General features: G+C 40.2%; 20 protein-coding genes and 1 pseudogene. 13 read left to right on the top strand and 8 right to left on the bottom strand.

Annotated elements, in window-relative coordinates; all coding sequences use genetic code 11:
* Positions 1–87 precede the first annotated feature (87 nt).
* Positions 88–294 carry a cold shock domain-containing protein CspD gene (gene cspD / locus AB4128_RS02420; protein ID WP_055024439.1) on the bottom strand — a complete coding sequence of 69 codons (207 nt, stop codon included), beginning with the start codon at positions 292–294 and terminating at the stop codon, positions 88–90.
* Between the two features lie 196 nt (positions 295–490).
* Between cspD and clpS the strand changes: the two genes are divergently transcribed.
* On the top strand, positions 491–799 hold the full coding sequence (gene clpS, locus AB4128_RS02415) for an ATP-dependent Clp protease adapter ClpS (RefSeq protein WP_055024440.1): 309 nt from the start codon (positions 491–493) through the stop codon (positions 797–799).
* 59 nt (positions 800–858) lie between these two features.
* Entirely contained in the window at positions 859–3,117 is a 2,259-nt protein-coding gene (gene clpA, locus AB4128_RS02410) for an ATP-dependent Clp protease ATP-binding subunit ClpA (protein WP_055024441.1), read from the top strand.
* Positions 3,118–3,250: 133 nt separating this feature from the next.
* Here clpA and infA read toward each other — a convergent pair whose 3' ends face one another.
* From infA to aat, 3 genes are all read right to left on the bottom strand, one after another.
* Positions 3,251–3,469, bottom strand: a complete 219-nt coding sequence (infA, locus tag AB4128_RS02405) for a translation initiation factor IF-1 (RefSeq protein ID WP_011496276.1) — start codon at positions 3,467–3,469, stop codon at positions 3,251–3,253.
* A gap of 85 nt (positions 3,470–3,554) precedes the next feature.
* Positions 3,555–4,268, bottom strand: coding sequence for an arginyltransferase (locus tag AB4128_RS02400; RefSeq protein ID WP_282166827.1), 714 nt, complete (start codon positions 4,266–4,268; stop codon positions 3,555–3,557).
* On the bottom strand, positions 4,258–4,965 hold the full coding sequence (gene aat, locus AB4128_RS02395; protein ID WP_055024443.1) for a leucyl/phenylalanyl-tRNA--protein transferase: 708 nt from the start codon (positions 4,963–4,965) through the stop codon (positions 4,258–4,260). The genes AB4128_RS02400 and aat overlap by 11 nt, the downstream gene beginning before the upstream one ends.
* Positions 4,966–5,018: 53 nt before the next feature.
* On the opposite strand from aat, the gene AB4128_RS02390 reads away from it, so the two are divergent.
* A complete protein-coding gene (locus AB4128_RS02390) occupies positions 5,019–5,510 on the top strand; it encodes a glycine zipper 2TM domain-containing protein (RefSeq protein ID WP_055024444.1) in 492 nt (163 codons plus the stop codon).
* Between the two features lie 106 nt (positions 5,511–5,616).
* Here the strand turns inward: AB4128_RS02390 and AB4128_RS02385 are convergent, their stop codons facing one another.
* Positions 5,617–5,979: a hypothetical protein gene (locus AB4128_RS02385; protein ID WP_055024445.1), complete on the bottom strand. Its 363-nt coding sequence runs from the start codon at positions 5,977–5,979 to the stop codon at positions 5,617–5,619.
* Positions 5,980–6,177: 198 nt separating this feature from the next.
* Here AB4128_RS02385 and AB4128_RS02380 point away from each other — a divergent pair, with 198 nt between their 5' ends.
* Positions 6,178–6,945: a Nif3-like dinuclear metal center hexameric protein gene (locus tag AB4128_RS02380; RefSeq protein WP_372036660.1), complete on the top strand. Its 768-nt coding sequence runs from the start codon at positions 6,178–6,180 to the stop codon at positions 6,943–6,945.
* Positions 6,946–6,972: 27 nt separating this feature from the next.
* Positions 6,973–8,910 carry a monovalent cation:proton antiporter-2 (CPA2) family protein gene (locus AB4128_RS02375; protein ID WP_372036658.1) on the top strand — a complete coding sequence of 646 codons (1,938 nt, stop codon included), beginning with the start codon at positions 6,973–6,975 and terminating at the stop codon, positions 8,908–8,910.
* A gap of 82 nt (positions 8,911–8,992) precedes the next feature.
* Here AB4128_RS02375 and metG read toward each other — a convergent pair whose 3' ends face one another.
* A complete protein-coding gene (metG, locus tag AB4128_RS02370) occupies positions 8,993–11,035 on the bottom strand; it encodes a methionine--tRNA ligase (RefSeq protein ID WP_065108260.1) in 2,043 nt (680 codons plus the stop codon).
* A 155-nt stretch (positions 11,036–11,190) separates the two neighbouring features.
* On the opposite strand from metG, the gene apbC reads away from it, so the two are divergent.
* The 8 genes from apbC (at position 11,191) to AB4128_RS02330 (ending at position 17,858) form a co-directional block, all read left to right on the top strand.
* The gene (apbC, locus tag AB4128_RS02365) at positions 11,191–12,306 is read left to right on the top strand and encodes an iron-sulfur cluster carrier protein ApbC (RefSeq protein ID WP_055024448.1); all 1,116 of its coding nucleotides are present in this window, start codon (positions 11,191–11,193) and stop codon (positions 12,304–12,306) included.
* Positions 12,307–12,315: 9 nt separating this feature from the next.
* Positions 12,316–12,954, top strand: coding sequence for a uridine kinase (gene udk, locus AB4128_RS02360; RefSeq protein WP_055024449.1), 639 nt, complete (start codon positions 12,316–12,318; stop codon positions 12,952–12,954).
* A 249-nt stretch (positions 12,955–13,203) separates the two neighbouring features.
* Entirely contained in the window at positions 13,204–14,049 is an 846-nt protein-coding gene (gene pabC, locus AB4128_RS02355) for an aminodeoxychorismate lyase (RefSeq protein WP_372036655.1), read from the top strand.
* A 6-nt stretch (positions 14,050–14,055) separates the two neighbouring features.
* Positions 14,056–15,066, top strand: coding sequence for an endolytic transglycosylase MltG (gene mltG / locus AB4128_RS02350; RefSeq protein WP_055024451.1), 1,011 nt, complete (start codon positions 14,056–14,058; stop codon positions 15,064–15,066).
* A complete protein-coding gene (gene tmk, locus AB4128_RS02345; protein WP_372036653.1) occupies positions 15,063–15,692 on the top strand; it encodes a dTMP kinase in 630 nt (209 codons plus the stop codon). Before mltG ends, tmk begins: the two co-directional genes overlap by 4 nt.
* A 34-nt stretch (positions 15,693–15,726) precedes the next feature.
* Complete coding sequence (locus tag AB4128_RS02340; protein ID WP_372036651.1) at positions 15,727–16,686, top strand: DNA polymerase III subunit; 960 nt, start codon at positions 15,727–15,729, stop codon at positions 16,684–16,686.
* Between the two features lie 12 nt (positions 16,687–16,698).
* Positions 16,699–17,025: a PilZ domain-containing protein gene (locus AB4128_RS02335; protein ID WP_055024454.1), complete on the top strand. Its 327-nt coding sequence runs from the start codon at positions 16,699–16,701 to the stop codon at positions 17,023–17,025.
* A gap of 44 nt (positions 17,026–17,069) precedes the next feature.
* Positions 17,070–17,858: a TatD family hydrolase gene (locus AB4128_RS02330; RefSeq protein ID WP_055024455.1), complete on the top strand. Its 789-nt coding sequence runs from the start codon at positions 17,070–17,072 to the stop codon at positions 17,856–17,858.
* Between the two features lie 77 nt (positions 17,859–17,935).
* Here AB4128_RS02330 and AB4128_RS02325 read toward each other — a convergent pair.
* Together AB4128_RS02325 and rsmF are read right to left on the bottom strand one after the other, a co-directional pair.
* A pseudogene (locus tag AB4128_RS02325) lies at positions 17,936–18,028 on the bottom strand (hypothetical protein); the annotation flags it as partial.
* A 189-nt stretch (positions 18,029–18,217) separates the two neighbouring features.
* Complete coding sequence (gene rsmF / locus AB4128_RS02320) at positions 18,218–19,660, bottom strand: 16S rRNA (cytosine(1407)-C(5))-methyltransferase RsmF (protein WP_372036648.1); 1,443 nt, start codon at positions 19,658–19,660, stop codon at positions 18,218–18,220.
* Positions 19,661–19,689 lie beyond the last annotated feature (29 nt).

Below are 19,689 nucleotides of genomic sequence, written 5' to 3'. Positions count from 1 at the left end.
GCAAACGATAAATTATTTACATTATTTATGTGAAATAAAAAAGGCAGAGATTAAAATCTCTGCCTTTTTGTTTTATAGTTTCAACGACTATTTAGTCGGTGAAATGGCTGAAGCATGCATCCCTTTAGGGCCCTGCTCAGTTTCGAAATCTACAGGTTGGCCCGCTTTAAGCGTTCTATAACCTTCCATTTCGATTGTTGAATAATGTGCAAATACATCTTCGCCACCCTGATCTGGGCAAATAAACCCGAATCCTTTGGCGTTGTTGAACCATTTAACAGTTCCGCTTGCCATACTTCCACTTCCTTCTGTTGTCTACTTACCAGTAAGATAGTAAAACTTATTTTAATCAGCGGTCTTTTATTGCCGCCTCAGAACAGAATGAAATTTGTACGAAAAGATGTCAAGTAAAAATTAACAAAATGACAACATTTAATTAATTTAATAATATCAATTGGTCTTGTACCAAACTAGAGGCTAGTATTAACACATGGGTAGATTAGGCAGCGTAGAGCACACAGAAGAGCGTGTTGAATCGGAGCTACAACCACCTTCAATGTATAAAGTCGTGTTAAATAACGATGATTACACTCCGATGGATTTCGTGATTGAAGTGCTACAACGTTTTTTTAATAAGGATGAACAACAGGCCACGGACATTATGTTGGCTATCCATCACCAAGGTAAGGGAATATGTGGTGTTTATTCGTTTGGCATTGCTGAAACGAAAGTGTTACAAGTAAATCAATTTGCCAGAGAAAACCAACATCCGTTACTGTGTACATTAGAAGCCGCATAGTGAATAGTTGTTTCTCCATCGGTAACTCTGCAGTTTATGAGTATTTTTAGGGGGTGCTTATGCTAAACAAAGATCTTGAAGTCACCTTGAACCTAGCGTTTCAACAAGCTAGAGATTCACGTCATGAATATATGACGGTAGAACATTTATTATTAGCACTAATCAATAATCCATCGGCCAAAGAAGCACTACTGGCTTGTGGCGCTGATATTACTCGTCTTCACGAGGAAGTATCTAACTTCATTCAACAAACAACCCCGTTAATCGCTGAAAGCACTGAAGAGCGAGAAACTCAACCAACATTAGGATTCCAACGTGTTCTGCAACGCGCAGTGTTTCATGTGCAGTCTTCAGGTCGCAATGAAGTCACTGGCGCAAATGTGCTGGTGGCAATTTTTAGCGAGCAAGAATCACAAGCTGTTTACTTATTACGTCGCTGTGAAATTACCCGCTTAGATGTGGTCAATTTTATCTCACATGGTTTGCCTAAAGATGATGATAATCAGGAAATGAATAACCCTGAAGCATCAGAAGAAGGAACTGAACAAGCTGAAGATAGAAGTTTATTATCGCAGTTTGCAACCGACTTAAATCAAATGTCTAAGGATGGTGTGATTGATCCACTCATTGGCCGTGATGATGAAGTTGAACGTGCAATTCAAACCTTATGTCGTCGACGTAAAAACAATCCACTACTTGTTGGTGAAGCAGGTGTGGGTAAAACGGCTATTGCTGAAGGGTTAGCTTATCGAATCGTTAATGAGCAAGTCCCCGATGTGATTAAAGATGCAACCGTATATTCGTTAGATTTAGGTTCATTACTTGCCGGCACAAAATACCGTGGTGATTTTGAGAAACGCTTTAAAGGCTTGCTTAAAGAACTGGGTAAAAATGAACATGCGATTCTGTTTATTGATGAAATCCATACTATCATTGGAGCTGGTGCCGCTTCAGGTGGCGTGATGGATGCGTCTAACTTGCTTAAACCGTTATTATCTAACGGGACATTACGTTGTATGGGCTCAACGACTTTCCAAGAATATCAAAGCATTTTTGAAAAAGACCGAGCGTTAGCAAGACGTTTCCAAAAAATCGACATCAATGAGCCGTCAGTGGCTGAAACCACTAAAATCTTATTGGGGCTTAAATCTAAGTATGAAGAGCACCATGGTGTTCGTTATACTCAAGCGGCAATCAGTTCTGCAGCGAGTTTATCAGCGAAGCACATTAATGATCGTCACTTACCAGACAAAGCCATTGATGTGATTGATGAAGCGGGTGCGAGAATGGTGATGTTACCGCAAAGCAAACGTAAGAAAACCATCGGTCAACCTGAAATTGAAGCGATCATCGCTAAAATTGCGCGCATACCTGAGAAGTCCGTATCATCAACTGACAAGGATTTACTCAAAAACCTAGAGCGTAACCTTAAGATGTTAGTGTTTGGTCAAGACAAAGCCATTGAGGGGCTGAGTTCTGCTATTCGATTATCTCGAAGTGGTTTAGGTGCGGAGAAAAAGCCGGTTGGTAGTTTCTTATTTGCAGGTCCTACTGGTGTTGGTAAAACCGAGGTTACCAATCAATTAGCCGCATGTTTAAATATGAAGCTGATTCGATTTGATATGTCTGAATATATGGAGCGTCATACTGTATCTCGTTTAATCGGCTCGCCTCCTGGTTATGTTGGTTACGAGCAAGGTGGTCTATTAACTGACGCCGTCATTAAAAACCCGCATTGCGTTGTATTGTTGGATGAAATTGAAAAGGCGCACCCTGATGTTTATAACTTGCTATTGCAAGTGATGGATCATGGTACGTTAACTGACAATAATGGCCGTAAAGCAGACTTTAGAAATGTCACCTTAGTGATGACCACCAATGCTGGTGTCCAAGAGTCTATTCGTACTTCGATTGGCTTTAAACAGCAAGACAATAGCTTAAATGCGATGTCAGAAATCAATAAAGTCTTCTCACCGGAGTTCCGTAACCGTTTAGATTCAATTATTTGGTTTAATCATTTAGACATGACGATAATTGCCAAGGTCGTTGATAAGTTCTTAATTGAGTTACAAGCTCAATTGGATGAAAAACGCGTTACTCTAGAGGTCACTGATGAAGCTCGTACTTTACTGGCTGAAAAAGGCTACGATAAGAACATGGGCGCAAGACCAATGGGTCGTGTTGTCACTGAGCTAATCAAGCGACCATTAGCTGATGAAATACTCTTCGGTAAGTTAGAGGCTGGCGGTATTGCCAAAGTCGACGCGAAAGATAATGAAATTGTTATTAGCTGTGAATGCGAAGAAAAAGTGTCATAACTTAATCGTGTTAATTCTGGTAATAAAAATGGCTATCTGAAAACAGATAGCCATTTTTGTTTGCATCAACGTTAATCATTAGCCAACAAAAAACCCGACAATCAAGCCGGGTTTTTAAATAGATGAGGCAGAATTAACGTGCGCGGAAGACGATACGACCTTTACTTAAATCGTAAGGAGTCAATTGAACCGTGACTTTATCACCCGTTAAAATACGGATGTAGTTTTTGCGCATCTTGCCAGAAATGTGTGCAATCACGACATGACCATTTTCAAGTTCTACGCGGAACATTGTATTTGGCAAGGTCTCAAGGATTGTGCCCTGCATTTCAATGTTGTCTTCTTTCGCCATTAATTGGTTACCTTTATGCCTTCAAATATAAAAAAAATTCGCAGTATCATGCCCCAAAAAGCGCTTGCTGTAAAGGATTGAAACACTAAAGCGTGGGTTCTTTTTCAATATGTTGCCATCCATTCGCTGTTAATATTTGATATGGACGATATAAACGTTTGTAATTCATTTTTCTATTTTCATCAATTTGATAGCCCAGATATACAAATTGCTTACCTAGTTGCAGGGCTAAATCACACTGCAACAAGATCATGAAGCTGCCGAGTGAGCGTTTAGCATAGTCAGGATCAAAATAACTATAAATGGCTGACAAACTATTATTGAGTTGATCCGTTACTGCTACTCCAATGAGTTTATCTTGGTCAAAAACTTCAATGTAAGTGGGTTTAAGCCAGCTGCACAGCAGGAAGTCATTATATTGATCTTCACTCGGAGGATACATTGGCCCATCAGAATGGCGGCCACTGATATAACGTTCGTATAATGCGTAGTGTTCAGCTGAACACTCATCTGTGACTTGCCATGTTAAGTCCTGATTGTTTTTGATGGTGCGTTTTTGTCGTTTAGAAAGTTTAAATTCAGGCACCACAACGCGAATAGATTGACATGCTGAGCAACTCGGACAGCGTGGTTTATAAATAGAGTTGCCATTTCGCCTAAAGCCCATGCCAAGTAATTGTTCAAATAGCGCGCCGTCCAACTGTGGCTCTTGAATAATTAATAGCTGCTCTTGAAGCCCATCAATATAGCTACAATCAAAAGGGTGACTAATGCCGACACTGATGCTTCTAGATGTCAAAATATACCTCTTGAGTAACCCAAGCTTGATTATCAATAACTTGATTACGTAATTGTTTTAAGGTTTGTAAAAACTCATTTCTAGGTACAGGTTTCGCACCTAAGTTTTCTAAATGTGGGTTCATAATTTGTGCATCAATCAGCTTAAAACCATGTTTGGCAATATGCTGATTAAGCATTGCAAATGCAGCTTTTGATGCATTGGTTTGGCGATGAAACATTGATTCTCCACAAAATACACTGCCTACGGCTATTCCATATAAACCGCCAACAAGTGTTTTATCATCCCACACTTCAATTGAGTGAGCTTTACCCAAAGAGTGTAATTTAATATAGGCATTTTGAATATCGGATGAAATCCAAGTGCCTTGCTCACTGGCTCTTGGTTCTGAACATGCTTTGATTACCTCTGCAAAGGCATGATTAATGGTAAATCGCCACGTTGATTTTTTCAGGCATTTTCGCATTGTTTTGTTTAGCGGCTGAGTTTGTGGAGTAAATACCGCTCTTGGGTGAGGTGACCACCATAGGATGGGATCATCATCGTTAAACCAGGGGAAAATGCCTTGATAATAGGCTTCGACTAATCGAGTTGGTGATAAATCACCGCCAACCGCCAGTAAACCATTTGGTTCGTCAAGTGCTTGCATGGGATCAGGAAATTGGGGAAGGTGATTTAAATAAGACAGTGAGTTCACAATTAAGTATATTATTAAATAGGTCTTATCTATACGTTAGCGGAATTTTGCTTATGTTGAAACTCACAAACAGCTCAGTGATGGTTTTTAGTGCACTTTTGGTCATATTATCAGGGGTAATGAGTAGCACAGCACTAGCGGCATATGAGCGTAATCAGGCAGTGCCAGTTGAAAAGGTAATCTATGGCCAAGTCGAATCAATTAAACACGTTACTCAAACGCAATTAGTCGAAGATCGTAACCTTGGCTGGAAAACCTTTGGCGGTGCATTAATAGGTGGCGTTATTGGGCATCAGTTTGGTGGTGGCTCAGGACAGGATGTCGCAACCGTATTAGGTGCATTACTTGGTGGTGCTGCAGCCAACCAATACGGCAACTCAACTCGTACACTTGAATATAAACTAATTGAAATGATGATTAATTTAGACGATGGAACACAAGTCATGGTGATACAAGACTTAGATCCTGGAATGTCATTTGTTGCAGGTGACGAAGTGCGTGTTGTGTATTTAACCGGTTATGTTCGTGTGGATTTAGCCATGTAATGAACGGATAGTAAAATCACATTTTTTGTGTGATTCGCGCAATAAAAAAGGAGCCTCAGTGGCTCCTTTTGTGATTGGTCGCTAGATCAGTAACAGTAAGCTTGTATTAGAAACCGCGAGGTAAGGTATTTTTACCTGCATTTGCTAATTTTTCACGCCATAGTTCTTTAGGTGTTTTACCGCCTGAAGTGTTGGCTTTTTTAGCAGTAGGCTTTTTCGCTTCAGTTTTGGCTGCAACAGCTTTTTTGGCTGCCGGCTTTTTAGCGACAACTTTTTCTGCAACAGGTGCTTCTGTTTGACCTTGAGTCACTTCAAGGTGCATTTTCTCAAGATCGCTAAAGCGTAAAGACTTGCCGCCATCAATTTTATACCAGCTGCCTTTCTGCTCGATTTCAACAGTTTTTGAAGTTTGTTTTTCAAGAGCAGCTTTAAGTTCGGCGATAAGCGCTTCTTTAGTCAAGTTTGACATATTGAGACCTATTTTTCTGTAATGAATAGTTTTATTTAATGTTTTCAACATCCCTTAGCGCTAATTTTAGTGTTTAAAGTACCCAAAAGTCCAATTTAAGCCAAAATCGCTTAGCAAATAAGCAATGTTAACAAGGGTTTTTCAATAAGTATTGGTCTGCGTTACACTATTAATATCAAAAATTTTAGGGTTAGTTTTATGTCATTAACGTCTGTATCTCGCGAGCAATTATCCAACTATCTAAATGATTTTCTTAGCGTTAGCCAATTTAAAGATTATGCACCTAATGGACTGCAGGTTCAGGGCACAGATACGATTAGTACCATAGTCACTGGGGTAACAGCTTGCCAAGCGCTCATTGACCAAGCGGCTGCAGTGAATTCTGATGCCATATTGGTTCATCATGGATTTTTTTGGAAAAATGAACCAGAAGTGCTTACAGGGATGAAATATAAGCGAATTAAAACGCTTATGAGTCACGATATGAATTTATTCGGCTATCATTTACCACTAGATGCCCATGAAACTATTGGGAATAATGCAGAACTTGCTAAAAAGTTAGGATTAGTCGATGTTGAAGTGTGTGCAGATATTCCACAAAATTTACTCTGGAAAGGAAAACTTGCAACGCCACTTTCGCCTCTACAATTAAGTGAGTTATTGAATCAAAAATTATATCGCCAACCACTTCATATAGGCGATGATGAGCAATTAATTTCATCGTTGGCTTGGTGTACTGGTGGAGCACAAGATTATATTGATCATGCTGCGGCTTTGGGAGTTGATGCATTTATTAGTGGTGAAGTTTCTGAGCGCACGTATCACTGTGCAATGGAGCAGGGGATCCATTATTTTGCTGCTGGTCACCATGCAACTGAGCAATTTGGTATTCAAGCATTAGGTGAACATTTAGCTGAAAAGTTTGGTTTGACACATCAGTTTATAGATATTGTTAATCCTGTTTAATCAATAGAAAAACCAAAGGTTAACGCCATGACTGAATATTTTATTCAAGCATTTATTTATTTATCAGCAGCGGTTATCGCAGTGCCTATTGCTCAACGCATGGGCTTAGGTTCCGTACTTGGCTATTTGATCGCAGGGGTTGTCATTGGACCGATTGTTGGGTTAGTCGGAAGTGAAACCAACACCATTCAGCATTTTGCAGAATTTGGCGTCGTTATGATGCTATTTTTAGTCGGTCTGGAGCTTGAACCTAAAATGCTCTGGTCGATGAGACATCGATTAGTGGGCATGGGTGGGCTGCAAGTCGGCTTATCGGCGGGTATTGTGATGGCTATTGCTATGATGTTTGAAATGTCATGGACGGTCGCGTTAACTATTGGCTTAATTTTCTCCTTATCTTCCACAGCGATTGTTTTACAAACATTAAATGAAAAAGGCTTAACCAAAACAACGGCTGGTAAGAATGCATTTGGCGTGTTGTTATTTCAAGACATCGCGGTAATCCCTATGCTTGCGCTTATTCCGCTCCTAGCGCTACCTGAATTAGTTGAAGCTGCGCAGTCCTCAGTGACAGCTGCTGCTGAGCACCATGAAGAACTTTCTTTGGTTGCAGATTTACATGGTGGTTTATATGCGCTGGTATTAGTGCTTTCAATCGGCTTGGTTGTATTTGGGGGGCATTACTTGAGTCGGCCTGTATTCAGGTTTATCGCAGATTCAGGGGTGCGTGAGATCTCAACTGCGGCGGCTTTACTTTTGGTGATTGGGATTGCAACGCTAATGAGCTTAGTGGGGGTATCACCTGCACTTGGTACATTCTTAGCGGGTGTCGTACTTGCAAACAGTGAATTTAAACATGAGCTTGAAACACATATTGGTCCATTTAAAGGGTTATTGCTAGGCTTGTTTTTCATTACGGTCGGCGCAGGTATCGACTTTGAAATCCTTTGGAATTATCTCGGAGTGATATTAGGCGTCACAGCTGCTGTGATGATATTGAAAGCGTTGGTATTATTAGTGCTGAGCTTTATATTTCGTATCAAAGGAAGTGATAGATGGTTATATACTCTGAGCTTGGCGCAAGCAGGTGAGTTTGGTTTTGTATTGTTAAGTTTTAGTCAGCAAAACCATGTAATTTCGCAAGAAATTGCGCAGCCGTTATCAATAGTCGTTGCGTTATCTATGTTCCTTACCCCTGGATTATTCATTTTTTACGAAAAAGTCATCTTACCTAAATACGAGAAAACCTCGAATGATCGAGAGCAAGATGAAGTCGATGAGCAGGGAACAGTCATCATTGCAGGTATTGGTCGTTTCGGACAAATTGTGAATCGTTTACTGCTGTCTAATGGCGTTAAAACGGTCGTGCTGGATCACCAAGCGACCCAAGTAGACAACTTACGTAAAATCAATACGAAAGCTTACTATGGTGATGCAACTCGTCCTGATTTACTTGAGACGGCTGGCGTTGCTTCAGCGTCGGCATTTGTTGTAGCGATTGATAACCCACAAAGTAGCGTTGAGCTCGTCAAGCACCTTAAGCACAAGTATCCTCACTTAAAAGTGATCAGCCGTGCATTTGATCGGGGACATAGTCATTTGTTACGTCAAGCTGGAGCCGATTATGTTGAATCTGAAACATTCAGGTCGGCATTGAAAGTAGGCGCTGAATCAATGAAAGCAATGGGGTTCTCCTCAGAGTTGGTTGAGCGACAAAAACAAACGTATATGAGAGTGGAAAAAGAAGCTTCTGAAGTACTGTATAACGAATGGGCTGGTCGCACTGACGGTGAGAAGTTTGGCGGAGATTTCATTAATCTATTTATTGAATATGAAGAGCGTTTAAAAGAAGCAATTGAAGCTGATACTGAGGCTTATAAAAGTCAGCGTTTTGCTCAAGAAGCGCCATGTGATCCTGAAAATGCGAACGCTTGCGAAGATGCTAATCCAAAGGTGATGTCATAATATGTTTTCTGGCTAGCTAGAAGCTGACTGATAAATAAAAAGGCCGTCAATTGACGGCCTTTTTTGTATTAACTCACAGAGACTACATGACTCGCATGCCTGGTTTAGCGCCAGCATGTGGTTCTAAAATCCAGATATCTTTTCCACCAGGGCCTGCTGCTAACACCATGCCTTCAGACTCGCCAAACTTCATCTTACGCGGCGCAAGGTTAGCGACCATGACAGTGTGTTTACCAATTAAATCTTCTGGCGCATAAGCCGATTTAATGCCAGCAAATACTTGTTTAGTTTCACCGCCTAAATCAAGCTCTAAACGAAGGAGTTTATTCGCTTTTTCAATGTGCTCAGCTTTAGCAATGAGTGCAATACGTAAATCGACCTTAGCAAAATCATCAAAAGTGATTTCAGGTGCTAACGGCTCTTTTTCAAGTTCTGTTTGCACTTGCTCAGCTTTAGGGGCTTTGGTTTCTGCAACTTGAAGATTTTCAGTTGACGCTTCAATAATCGCCTCAATACTCTTCATTTCAATACGTTGCATTAACGCTTTAAACTTAGCAATTTCGTGGCCTGCTAAATCCTGGTTTAAATTGTCCCAAGTTAAGGTTAACTGTAGGAAGCTTTCAACTTTTTCAGCTAACTGAGGCAACACTGGTTTTAGGTAAGTCACCAAAATACGGAACAAGTTAAGTGCATTACTACAAACTTGATGCGCTTCTTCTTGTTTTGCTTCGTCTTTGATTAACTGCCAAGGTGCAGCATCGGCAACATAAGCGTTCGCCATATCGGCAAGTGCCATGATTTCTCGCATCGCTTTACCGAATTCACGGGTTTCATACAAATCAGCAATAAGATCTTGTTTAGCTAAGAAAGCCTCTGTTAACGACATATCGTTAATTTTAGCTAACTTACCTTCAAATCGTTTACTGATAAAACCAGCCGTGCGAGATGCTAAGTTTACCAATTTACCGACTAGATCTGAGTTTACGCGTTGAGCGAAGTCTTCAAGGTTTAAATCTAAGTCATCAACACGGCTATTTAATTTAGCGGCATAGTAATAACGAAGGTACTCAGGGTTTAAGTTATCTAAGTAGGTACGGGCTTTGATGAAGGTGCCTTTCGATTTAGACATCTTTGCACCGTTCACTGTGACGTAACCATGAGCAAAAACACTAGTAGGTTTACGCACACCTGCGCCATCAAGCATTGCAGGCCAGAATAAACCGTGGAAGTTTACGATATCTTTACCGATAAAGTGATAAAGCTCGGTGCTTGAATCTTTATTCCAGTATTCGTCAAAGTTCAGATCATCACGTTTATCACATAAGTTTTTGAATGAACCCATGTAACCAATTGGGGCATCTAGCCACACATAGAAAAACTTGCCTGGTTGCTCTGGAATTTCGAACCCAAAATACGGCGCATCACGTGAGATATCCCACTGTTGTAATCCTTGGTCGAACCATTCTCTTAATTTGTTAGCAATTTCAGGTTGTAAAGAACCTGATGAAAGCCACTCACCGAGCATGGTTTCAAATGCAGGTAAGTCAAAAAAGAAGTGTTCACTGTCTTTCATGACTGGAGTTGCACCTGATACAACAGAGTAAGGATTGATTAAATCTGTTGTGCTGTAAGTTGCACCGCAGTTGTCACAGTTATCACCGTATTGATCTTCGCTTTTACATTTAGGACAGGTACCTTTAACGAAACGATCCGGTAAAAACATTTCTTTTTCAGGATCATATAATTGCGAGATGGTTTTGGTTTTGATGTAACCGCCATCGCGTAATTTTAAGTAAATATCACTGGCTAATTCACGGTTCTCATCACTGTGAGTACTGTGAAAGTTATCAAATTGAATATTAAAGTCCGCGAAATCTTGTTCATGCTCTTTTTGTACTTGAGCAATCATTTCTTCTGGGGTAATTCCCATTTGTTGAGCTTTGAGCATGATTGGGGTGCCATGGGCATCATCAGCACAAATATAGTGACATTCATGTCCACGAAGCTTTTGGTAACGAGACCAAATATCAGTTTGAATATACTCAAGCATATGACCTAAATGGATAGGACCATTGGCATATGGGAGGGCACTTGTCACCAGGATTTTACGTTGTGAATTTGTCATTTTGTCTCAACAATCGATTACACTAAATATATGGTCAAGATACTAACCGATCAAAGTGATTATTTCATCAAACAACAACAAAAACGGCTAAATTAGCGCTCATTTTTCTCTAATTCTGGTACACTTGGGCAAATTTTTCGCTGGGAGTTCTGCTTTTGTCTACTTCGCATACAGATTATCAATTAAGTGATGACCTTCTTGGTCCAGTATTGAGTATTTTAGATGCATATCAAGATCCATATTTAGCCGAAGGGTTAGTGTCTGCAGGTTGTGTTAATAAGCTTGCGATAGAAGGCAAACGACTGCTTCTTGGCTTGGTATATCCTTACCCTTGTATGACGCAATATCGCGATACGGTTATGGATGTGACAAAAAAGCTCGCCGTGTTAGACGCCATCGACGAAGTCGAATGCGAAATTGATTTCCAGCCTCGCGTATTTTCAGCCATTGCTTCAGTAGAGCCTATTCCAAATATCAAGCAAGTGATTGCAGTGGCTTCTGGTAAAGGTGGTGTCGGTAAATCTACAACTGCAGTCAACCTTGCGTTGGCATTAAAAGCAGAAGGCGCTGAAGTCGGTATTTTAGATGCTGATATTTATGGTCCATCAATCCCAATGATGTTGGGGCTTCAAGGTTTTAAGCCTACATCACCAGATGGCAAAATGATGACAGCAGCTTCTGCACATGGCATTTCTGCTCAATCAATTGGCTTTATGCTAGGTGATGGAGAAGCCGCTGTTTGGCGCGGTCCAATGGCAGCAGGTGCATTGAACCAGTTATTAACTGAAACTCAGTGGCCAGAATTAGATTATTTAGTGATTGATTTGCCACCAGGAACTGGTGACATACAATTAACACTGTCACAAAAGTTTCCAGTCAGTGGCACGGTTGTTGTTACAACACCACAAGATATCGCACTTGAAGATGCTAAAAAAGGCATCACCATGTTCCAAAAAGTGGATATTCCAGTTTTAGGTATAATCGAAAACATGAGTTTTCATTTATGTCCTGAATGTGGTCATAAAGAACATCCTTTTGGTACCCATGGCGGCAGCAAGATTGCTGAACGTTATGAAGTGCCATTATTGGGCGCATTGCCGCTTAATATTAATATTCGTGAGTCAATGGATGAAGGTAACCCTGCGGTTGCCAGTAAGCCAGACTCAGAAGTTGCTGCTATTTATCGTGAAATTGCCCGTAAAGTGGGTGCGCAACTTGCCAAGCAGCAAAACAAAAACACAGTTTCAATCAGTATTTCAGACGACGAGTAAGGTTAAGTAATGAATTCTCAGCAATGTGTCATTATTGGTATCGCAGGTGCTTCAGCATCAGGCAAAAGTTTAATTGCCCAAACGATTTTTGAAGAACTAAAGCGCGACCTGGGCACCGATCAAATCGGTGTGATTAATGAAGATGCGTATTACCGTGACCAAAGTCATATGACAATGGAAGACCGTGTTAAAACCAATTATGATCATCCTAAAGCACTGGATCATCAACTATTAGCTGAACACCTTAAGCAATTGAAGAAGGGTGAGCAGGTAAATATTCCTTGTTATAGCTACAAAGAACATACTCGCATGAGTAAAACGCTGGATATGCAGCCTAAAAAGGTCATTATCTTAGAAGGTATTTTATTGTTAACTGATCCTAAATTACGTGAACTTATGGATGCGAGTGTATTCATGGACACACCGCTGGATATTTGTTTCTTACGTCGTTTAACTCGTGACGTTGCAGAGCGTGGCCGTACAATGGAATCGGTTATTGCGCAATATAAAGCAACAGTGCGCCCAATGTTCTTGCAGTTTATTGAACCTTCAAAACAGCATGCTGATATCATTGTACCTCGTGGTGGTAAAAACAGAATTGCGACGGATATTTTAAAAGCTCGTATTCAGCATCTATTAGCAAGATAATATCCTCGCTTTTATACAGATGCTTGTTTAAGTGATAAATTATAGGCTCTAATCCAGAGCCTATTTTTTAATGATTCTTTTTTAAATAGTATTACACCGCTTGTTATTTTAACTATCACCTACAAAATACGTAAATAGGGCGTTGCGGCGGGGTGTTACAAATGGCTTGCAATAACTCATTGATGTAAATTGATAACAGATTAAGTAAGAAAGTAGTTTTCACCCGCAGGGATAGATTCAGGATAAAACATGGCTTTAGTATTTGTGAACGGACAATCTGATAATACTATTCAAGCGCTCGACAGGGGGCTTGCGTATGGCGATGGCGTATTTGCAACTATGCGAGTTTCCAATAGTCAGGTGATGTTTATTGAAGCGCACTTGTCTCGGTTAAACCAAGCTTGCCTTAGGTTAGGTTTCCAACCTCCAGTATTATCTGATTTACAGTCCCGTTTGCAAAAGCATGCACAATCACTCGGTGAGGGATGTATAAAGCTCTTAATTAGTCGTGGTGTTGGTGGACGCGGTTATACCGCCCCATCGAATCCGACCATAACTGAAGTGATATCTCTGCATGAGATACCAAAGCATTACCAAGGTTGGCAGCAGCAAGGCATTAGTTTGTCAGTTTCATCCGTACAGTTGGCTAAACAGCCATTATTAGCGGGAATGAAGCATTTAAATCGCCTTGAACAAGTGTTGATTAAACAGTATGAATTAACAGCTAAATCAGATGATTGGCTTATTTTGGATACTGATAATCATGTTGTTGAAACTTCAATGGCTAATATATTTTTGGTCAAAGGTAACCAAGTGATTACCCCAAAACTTTCTGATAGCGGTGTGGCGGGTGTAATGCGAGAGCAAGTCATCAACACATTGCTAGATAATCATTTTGCTGTCATGGCGACAAAAGTGACAATGGATGATATTAAAAACGCTGACCATGTCTTTATCACCAATAGTTTATTGGGTATGGTAAATATTAATTCAATTATTGATCGCCAAGTTAATGCCAGCTTAAGCTCGACCACTCACTATAAACCTTGGCAGTACACCACACCATTATTAACCCAGCTAACATTGTCACTATAAAATAATATGAAAAAAACACTCACGATACTTCTTACATCTTTGATGACACTGACTACGGTTGCGTGTGTGGTAGGGTTTTGGGCCTACCAACAGATTTTGGCCTACCCCAAACAAGCACTCAAGCTTAAAGAGCCGACCGAGTTAGTGATTGCCCAAGGTATGAATATTACTAAGCTAGGAAAAGAACTTGAAACAAACGGAACGCTTTCTGATAGTTGGAAATTTAAATATTTATTAAAAATTAAGCCTGAATATGCGCATATAAGAACAGGGTTATATCAAATTAATCCTGGAGACAATATCGAGACATTATTAACAAAACTAAACCGAGGCGACGAAATGACTTTTTCGTTGACCTTAATTGAAGGTAAAACCATTAAAGAATGGCATGAAGCATTAACTGATTTGCCGCATTTAACGTTTGATGAGGACGTATTTAATCGAGTGCTGCTAAAAAATGGTGATGATTCAGGATTACCTGAAGGAAAGTTTTTTCCCGAAACTTATCAATATCAAGCCAACGAATCACTTGAGTCAATTTTAAATCGCAGCTATCAGATGATGCAAAAGACCTTAGAGCAAGCTTGGGAAGAGCGAGATAAGGAACTTAAACTCAAGACGCCTTATGAATTACTAACAATTGCATCTATTATTGAGAAAGAAACAGGTAAGCCATCAGAGCGTGATTGGGTTGCCGCAGTGTTTAATAACAGATTGAAACTTGGGATGCGCTTGCAAACCGATCCAACAGTGATTTATGGCATGGGTGAGCGCTATAACGGAAATATCACTCGCGCTGATTTACGCGAGAAAACAGCATTTAATACCTATCGAATAAATGGGCTACCGCCTACACCAATCGCTGCCCCAAGTAAGGCTGCTATTTTTGCCGCTGCGAAACCAGCTGACGTGAAGTATTTATACTTTGTATCAAGAAATGACGGTAGTCATGTATTTTCAGAGACATTAGCACAACATAATCGTGCCGTTAACGAGTATCAGAGAAACAGAAAATGATTGAACAAAAAGCGAAGTTTGTCGTAATTGAAGGCCTCGAAGGCGCAGGGAAATCAAGTGCGATTGAACTTGTAAAAACACTCATTACCTCCCATACCGGAAAAGAGCCGGTGTGTACTCGTGAGCCTGGTGGAACACCATTAGCTGAGAAAATGCGCGATTTAGTAAAAATTGCTGATGAAACCGATCCTTTATGTGATGAAGCAGAATGCTTACTTTTTTATGCTGCAAGGGCTCAGCTTATTGCCAATGTAATTAAGCCTGCACTTGCTGACAATACATGGGTATTAGGCGATCGCCATAACTTGTCATCTTTAGCCTATCAAGGCGGTGGAAGAGGGTTAATGCCGCTTGTAAAATCAATCAGCGATATTACCTTAAAAGGGTTTAAACCGGATTTGACCTTATACTTGGATATTGAGCCAAAACTTGGGCTGGAGCGAGCAGCGAATCGTGGTGCACTGGATAGAATTGAAGTTCAAAAAATCGAATTTTTTGAACGCGCACGAGCAACATTTTTAGATTTTGCGGCAAAAGATGACTCTATTATTGTTATTGATGCCAGTAAAACCCTTGAAGAAGTGCATCAACAAATTACGACAGAATTAACGGCAAGATTATCTTGAACAGCAACACTTCACGACAAACAGTGAGCCAATAATGCAGGCATTTTATTTGAACCAACTTCCGTGGTTAGATGCGCCATTTACGCGCTTTGTTAACGAGCGACTTAGTGGTCATAGTGCTCATGCGCAACTGGTAAGCATTGAACAAGGGTATGGCGGGCATATTCTTGCTAGGGAAATGGCTGAAGCTGCAATGTGCACTCAACTAACACCTGTTGGCGCATGTGGGCAATGCAAAAGTTGTTTATTGTTTAAAGCAGGAACACACCCAGATTGTCATGTTATTAAAGCTGATGGTACACAGATTAAAGTGGATCAAATACGCGACTTGTGCCAAAAACTCACGGTGACAGCGCAGCAAGGTGGTCAACGGGTTGCAATTATTCAAAATAGTGAGCAATTCAACCTTGCTTCAGCAAATGCACTATTAAAAACATTGGAAGAACCTGGGAATAATATTTTAATTATTTTACAAACTGATGTGCCGTCTCGATTACTTGCTACAATTAAAAGTCGTTGCCAACAGGTGGCTTACCTTAAACCTAACAAGCAACAAGTGCTTGATTGGTTTAATCAATTCCAACTACTGCCTCCTGCACCAGTAGGCCAAAAAACACATGATGTCACTTGGTGTTTAGGTATGATGGGTGGACCGTTAAAATTGGCTGAGAGTTTAGAAAATGAGCATTATCATAAACTATTAACTTTCCGACAAGATTGGGCTAAAAGTATTCAGTCAGGTCATCTTAGTGGCAGTTTAATCAAGGTTTCTGAACAGCAAATTGTTGACGCACTTAATGTTTTATATTTGTACTTGCGACAATATGTGTTAAAAAGTAAAAAGATAGATCCATTAGCGACAAGTAACATTATTGGTTTGTCTTCGAAAGTGGCACAAATGTGTCAGCGATTAACGACAATGGCGAGTATTAATGCCCCAGCATTATGCCAAGACTATATACTCGAATTTAGACAACTTATTCATCTTAAATAATAGACTGAGACTATGACCGATCTTGTGGTAAATTTTGATACTCTGCACCAATTGTACAGAGCTTATATGCCTTTTATTAAACCTGCGGGTTTATTTATTTCAACGACTGAAAGCCATTTTTTAGGGCAAGAGTTGTCTATTTCATATAAATTACCTGGTACATCTCAAATGACCGACTTTAAAGGTGTTGTGGTTTGGATTAACCCTTTAGGCGCATCAGGTGGCAGGCCAGCAGGTATTGGTGTCAAAATTAAAACCGATCCTGAAAGCCATAAACACCATATTGAAAAATTGCTTTCAAGTGAACTTTCTTCAAGTGATTTGACCTGCACTATGTAGCTAGGTATTCTTGCTGGCTTATTTTCGTTTTAGATAAAATACCCATGTTAATTGACTCTCATTGCCACTTGGACCGTTTAAAAGCGGCGCCAGATCAACCTAGTTTACAAGCTATCATCGACGCTGCTAAATCTCGCGGTGTAGATTACCTGTTATGCGTTAATGTCCGCCAACAAGGTTTCGAATCAATGCGTGAGAAAATGGCGCAATTCGATAACGTATTCCTTTCTTCTGGTGTGCACCCATTAGATGTTCAAGAAGGGCTAAATGTAGCTGAAATCAAACAATTTGCGACTGATAAAAAGGTGGTTGCAATTGGTGAAACAGGTTTAGATTATTTTTACGCACCAGAAACGAAAACGCTGCAACAACAATGTTTCGAGCAGCAAATTGCCTTGGCTGTTGAAGTGAATAAACCGCTGATTGTCCATACTCGTGATGCCCGTGAAGACACTATTTCAATGTTAAAAGCTGGCGGTGCTGATAAAGTTGGTGGTGTATTACATTGCTTTACTGAAAACTGGGAGATGGCGAAGGCGGCGATTGACTTAGGTTTTTATATTTCTGTGTCTGGTATTGTGACGTTTAAAAATGCTGGTGAATTACGCAGTGTTATTCGACAAGTGCCGCAAGATAGATTACTTGTTGAAACTGACTCACCGTATTTAGCGCCCGTACCGCACAGAGGTCAGGAGAATCAACCAGCTTATGTGCGTGATGTCGCTGAATTTGTCGCTGAACTTCGTGGTGAGAAATATGAAGAGTTAGCTCGTTATACCTCTGAGAACTTCTTTAACCTTTTCACAGATGCAGCGAAACTCATTGGTCGCTAGTTTCAGACAAAAAAAGACCCAAAACTATCCAATTGTTCTGGGTCTAGGGGAATGGCTCTTCATAAAAGAGCCTTGCGCTACTGTTGAGAGGCTATTCTCAGTAAATCAGTTAAGTCGTATTCAGTTAAGTTGTATTCAGTTAAGTTGCATTCAGTTAAGTTGCATTCAGTTAAGTTGCATTGTGGTCTACATTAAGGAATGTTTCGCTAGCACAACTTGATTCACAAATTATAGTTATCATTTGTCATATTGCACATTTATTGAACGATAATTATGCGAATAACCTACTTTGGGATGACGCTAGTGTATAAAATGAGCCACAGCTCAATTCGAATATGGCTTCTATTTGTTTGATTTTATTAAACTTTATCTATTTTATCTTTAACCAAGTTACGTGGTAGATTGTTTTTTAATCTATGGCCTAAATGCTTGACGACACCTAATGGTGTTTGATTAAAACTAACCAACATTTCTCCCATTGCCGACTGTTCAATCCCATTAATCTCTTGAGTTGAAATGTCTCTGCCCATCAAAAACTCAATGGCTTGAGCGCGGCTCAGTTCAATGACTCGCTCTGTATTTTGGATATAATGACTTAACGCCATGATGGCTTCGTGCTTAACCTTAAAGCCTTTCTTCATCACATCTGCGAGCTTAAACCCGATACGTTGGAAGCGCATCAAACCAATAAACTCGTTGAACTTAGTAGGGAATAGCCAGTACTCATCATCACGCAGCATCACAGTATAATTTTCAGGAAGCTGGATATTGAATTGTTGGCTGAAGTAGGCTTTGATAGCCACTACTTGTTTGCTATTAGCCGATACAAACGGGAAGTTGCGTTGCGGTTTGGGGCATTTTTTCAATCTTGGTACTGAGGTTATTTTTTTTATTTTAGCGACAAAAAAACCTTCACTGTCGTAAATCTGTGGCCAAACATGTAAAAAGCCTTCTTCAGTACATGCTTTTTCAGCACCAGGAAATAAACCATTAAGTGGCATAAACTCAACCGCATCTGGATACTGTTGCTGAATATAGTGACAAATCTGCTGATTTTCGATTTGGCTGAGTGTACAAGTGGAATACACTAAAGTTCCACCAGGCTTGAGCGCTAATAATGCTGATTCTATAAGCACTTTCTGTGTTTCTGCTATGTCAGTAACGTCATCTAATTGCCAATGCTTTAGGGCGTTCGGGTCCTTACGTACTGTGCCTTCACCGCCGCACGGGGCATCAAGTAAAATAGCATCAAACTTTTCATATAAGTATTCACCGAACACTTTACCGTCAAAATGGGTAAGGGCACATTGATTCACTCCCATACGCTGCACATTAGCATGTAATATTTTAACTCGGCTTGATGAGTATTCATTTGCTATGAGTAAGCCATGGTTATTCATTAGGGCAGCGAGTTGTGTGGTTTTAGAACCGGGTGCAGAGGCAACGTCGAGTACCGTCTCCAGTATGTTGCTATCTGTGCTATCAAATAGTGCTACGGGCGGCAACATAGAGCTAGCTTCTTGAATATAAAATAGCCCTTGTATATGTTCTACCATGTTACCTGGTTGCTGATCTTCAGAGTGAGTAATCCAAAAACCTTCACTACACCAAGGGATAGGTTCATAACTCCAGTTTTTTTGCTTCATTATGTCGATAAAAGCAGCCACAGAAATTTTGAGAGTGTTGACTCTAATGGACTTTCTAAGTGGGCGCTGACACGCTGCAATAAACTCATCTAGATCAAGATGTTCAGGTAGTTCTGAAGAAATGTGAGTGAGGTAATTTGGGTTAATTTGCGCCATAGTAAAAAAATTCGATAAAACAACTGTGT

Source organism: Shewanella sp. 10N.286.52.A9, assembly GCF_041468985.1.
GTDB classification, from domain to species: Bacteria; Pseudomonadota; Gammaproteobacteria; order Enterobacterales; family Shewanellaceae; genus Shewanella; species Shewanella japonica.
This window is presented reverse-complemented; position numbering and strand designations above follow the sequence as displayed.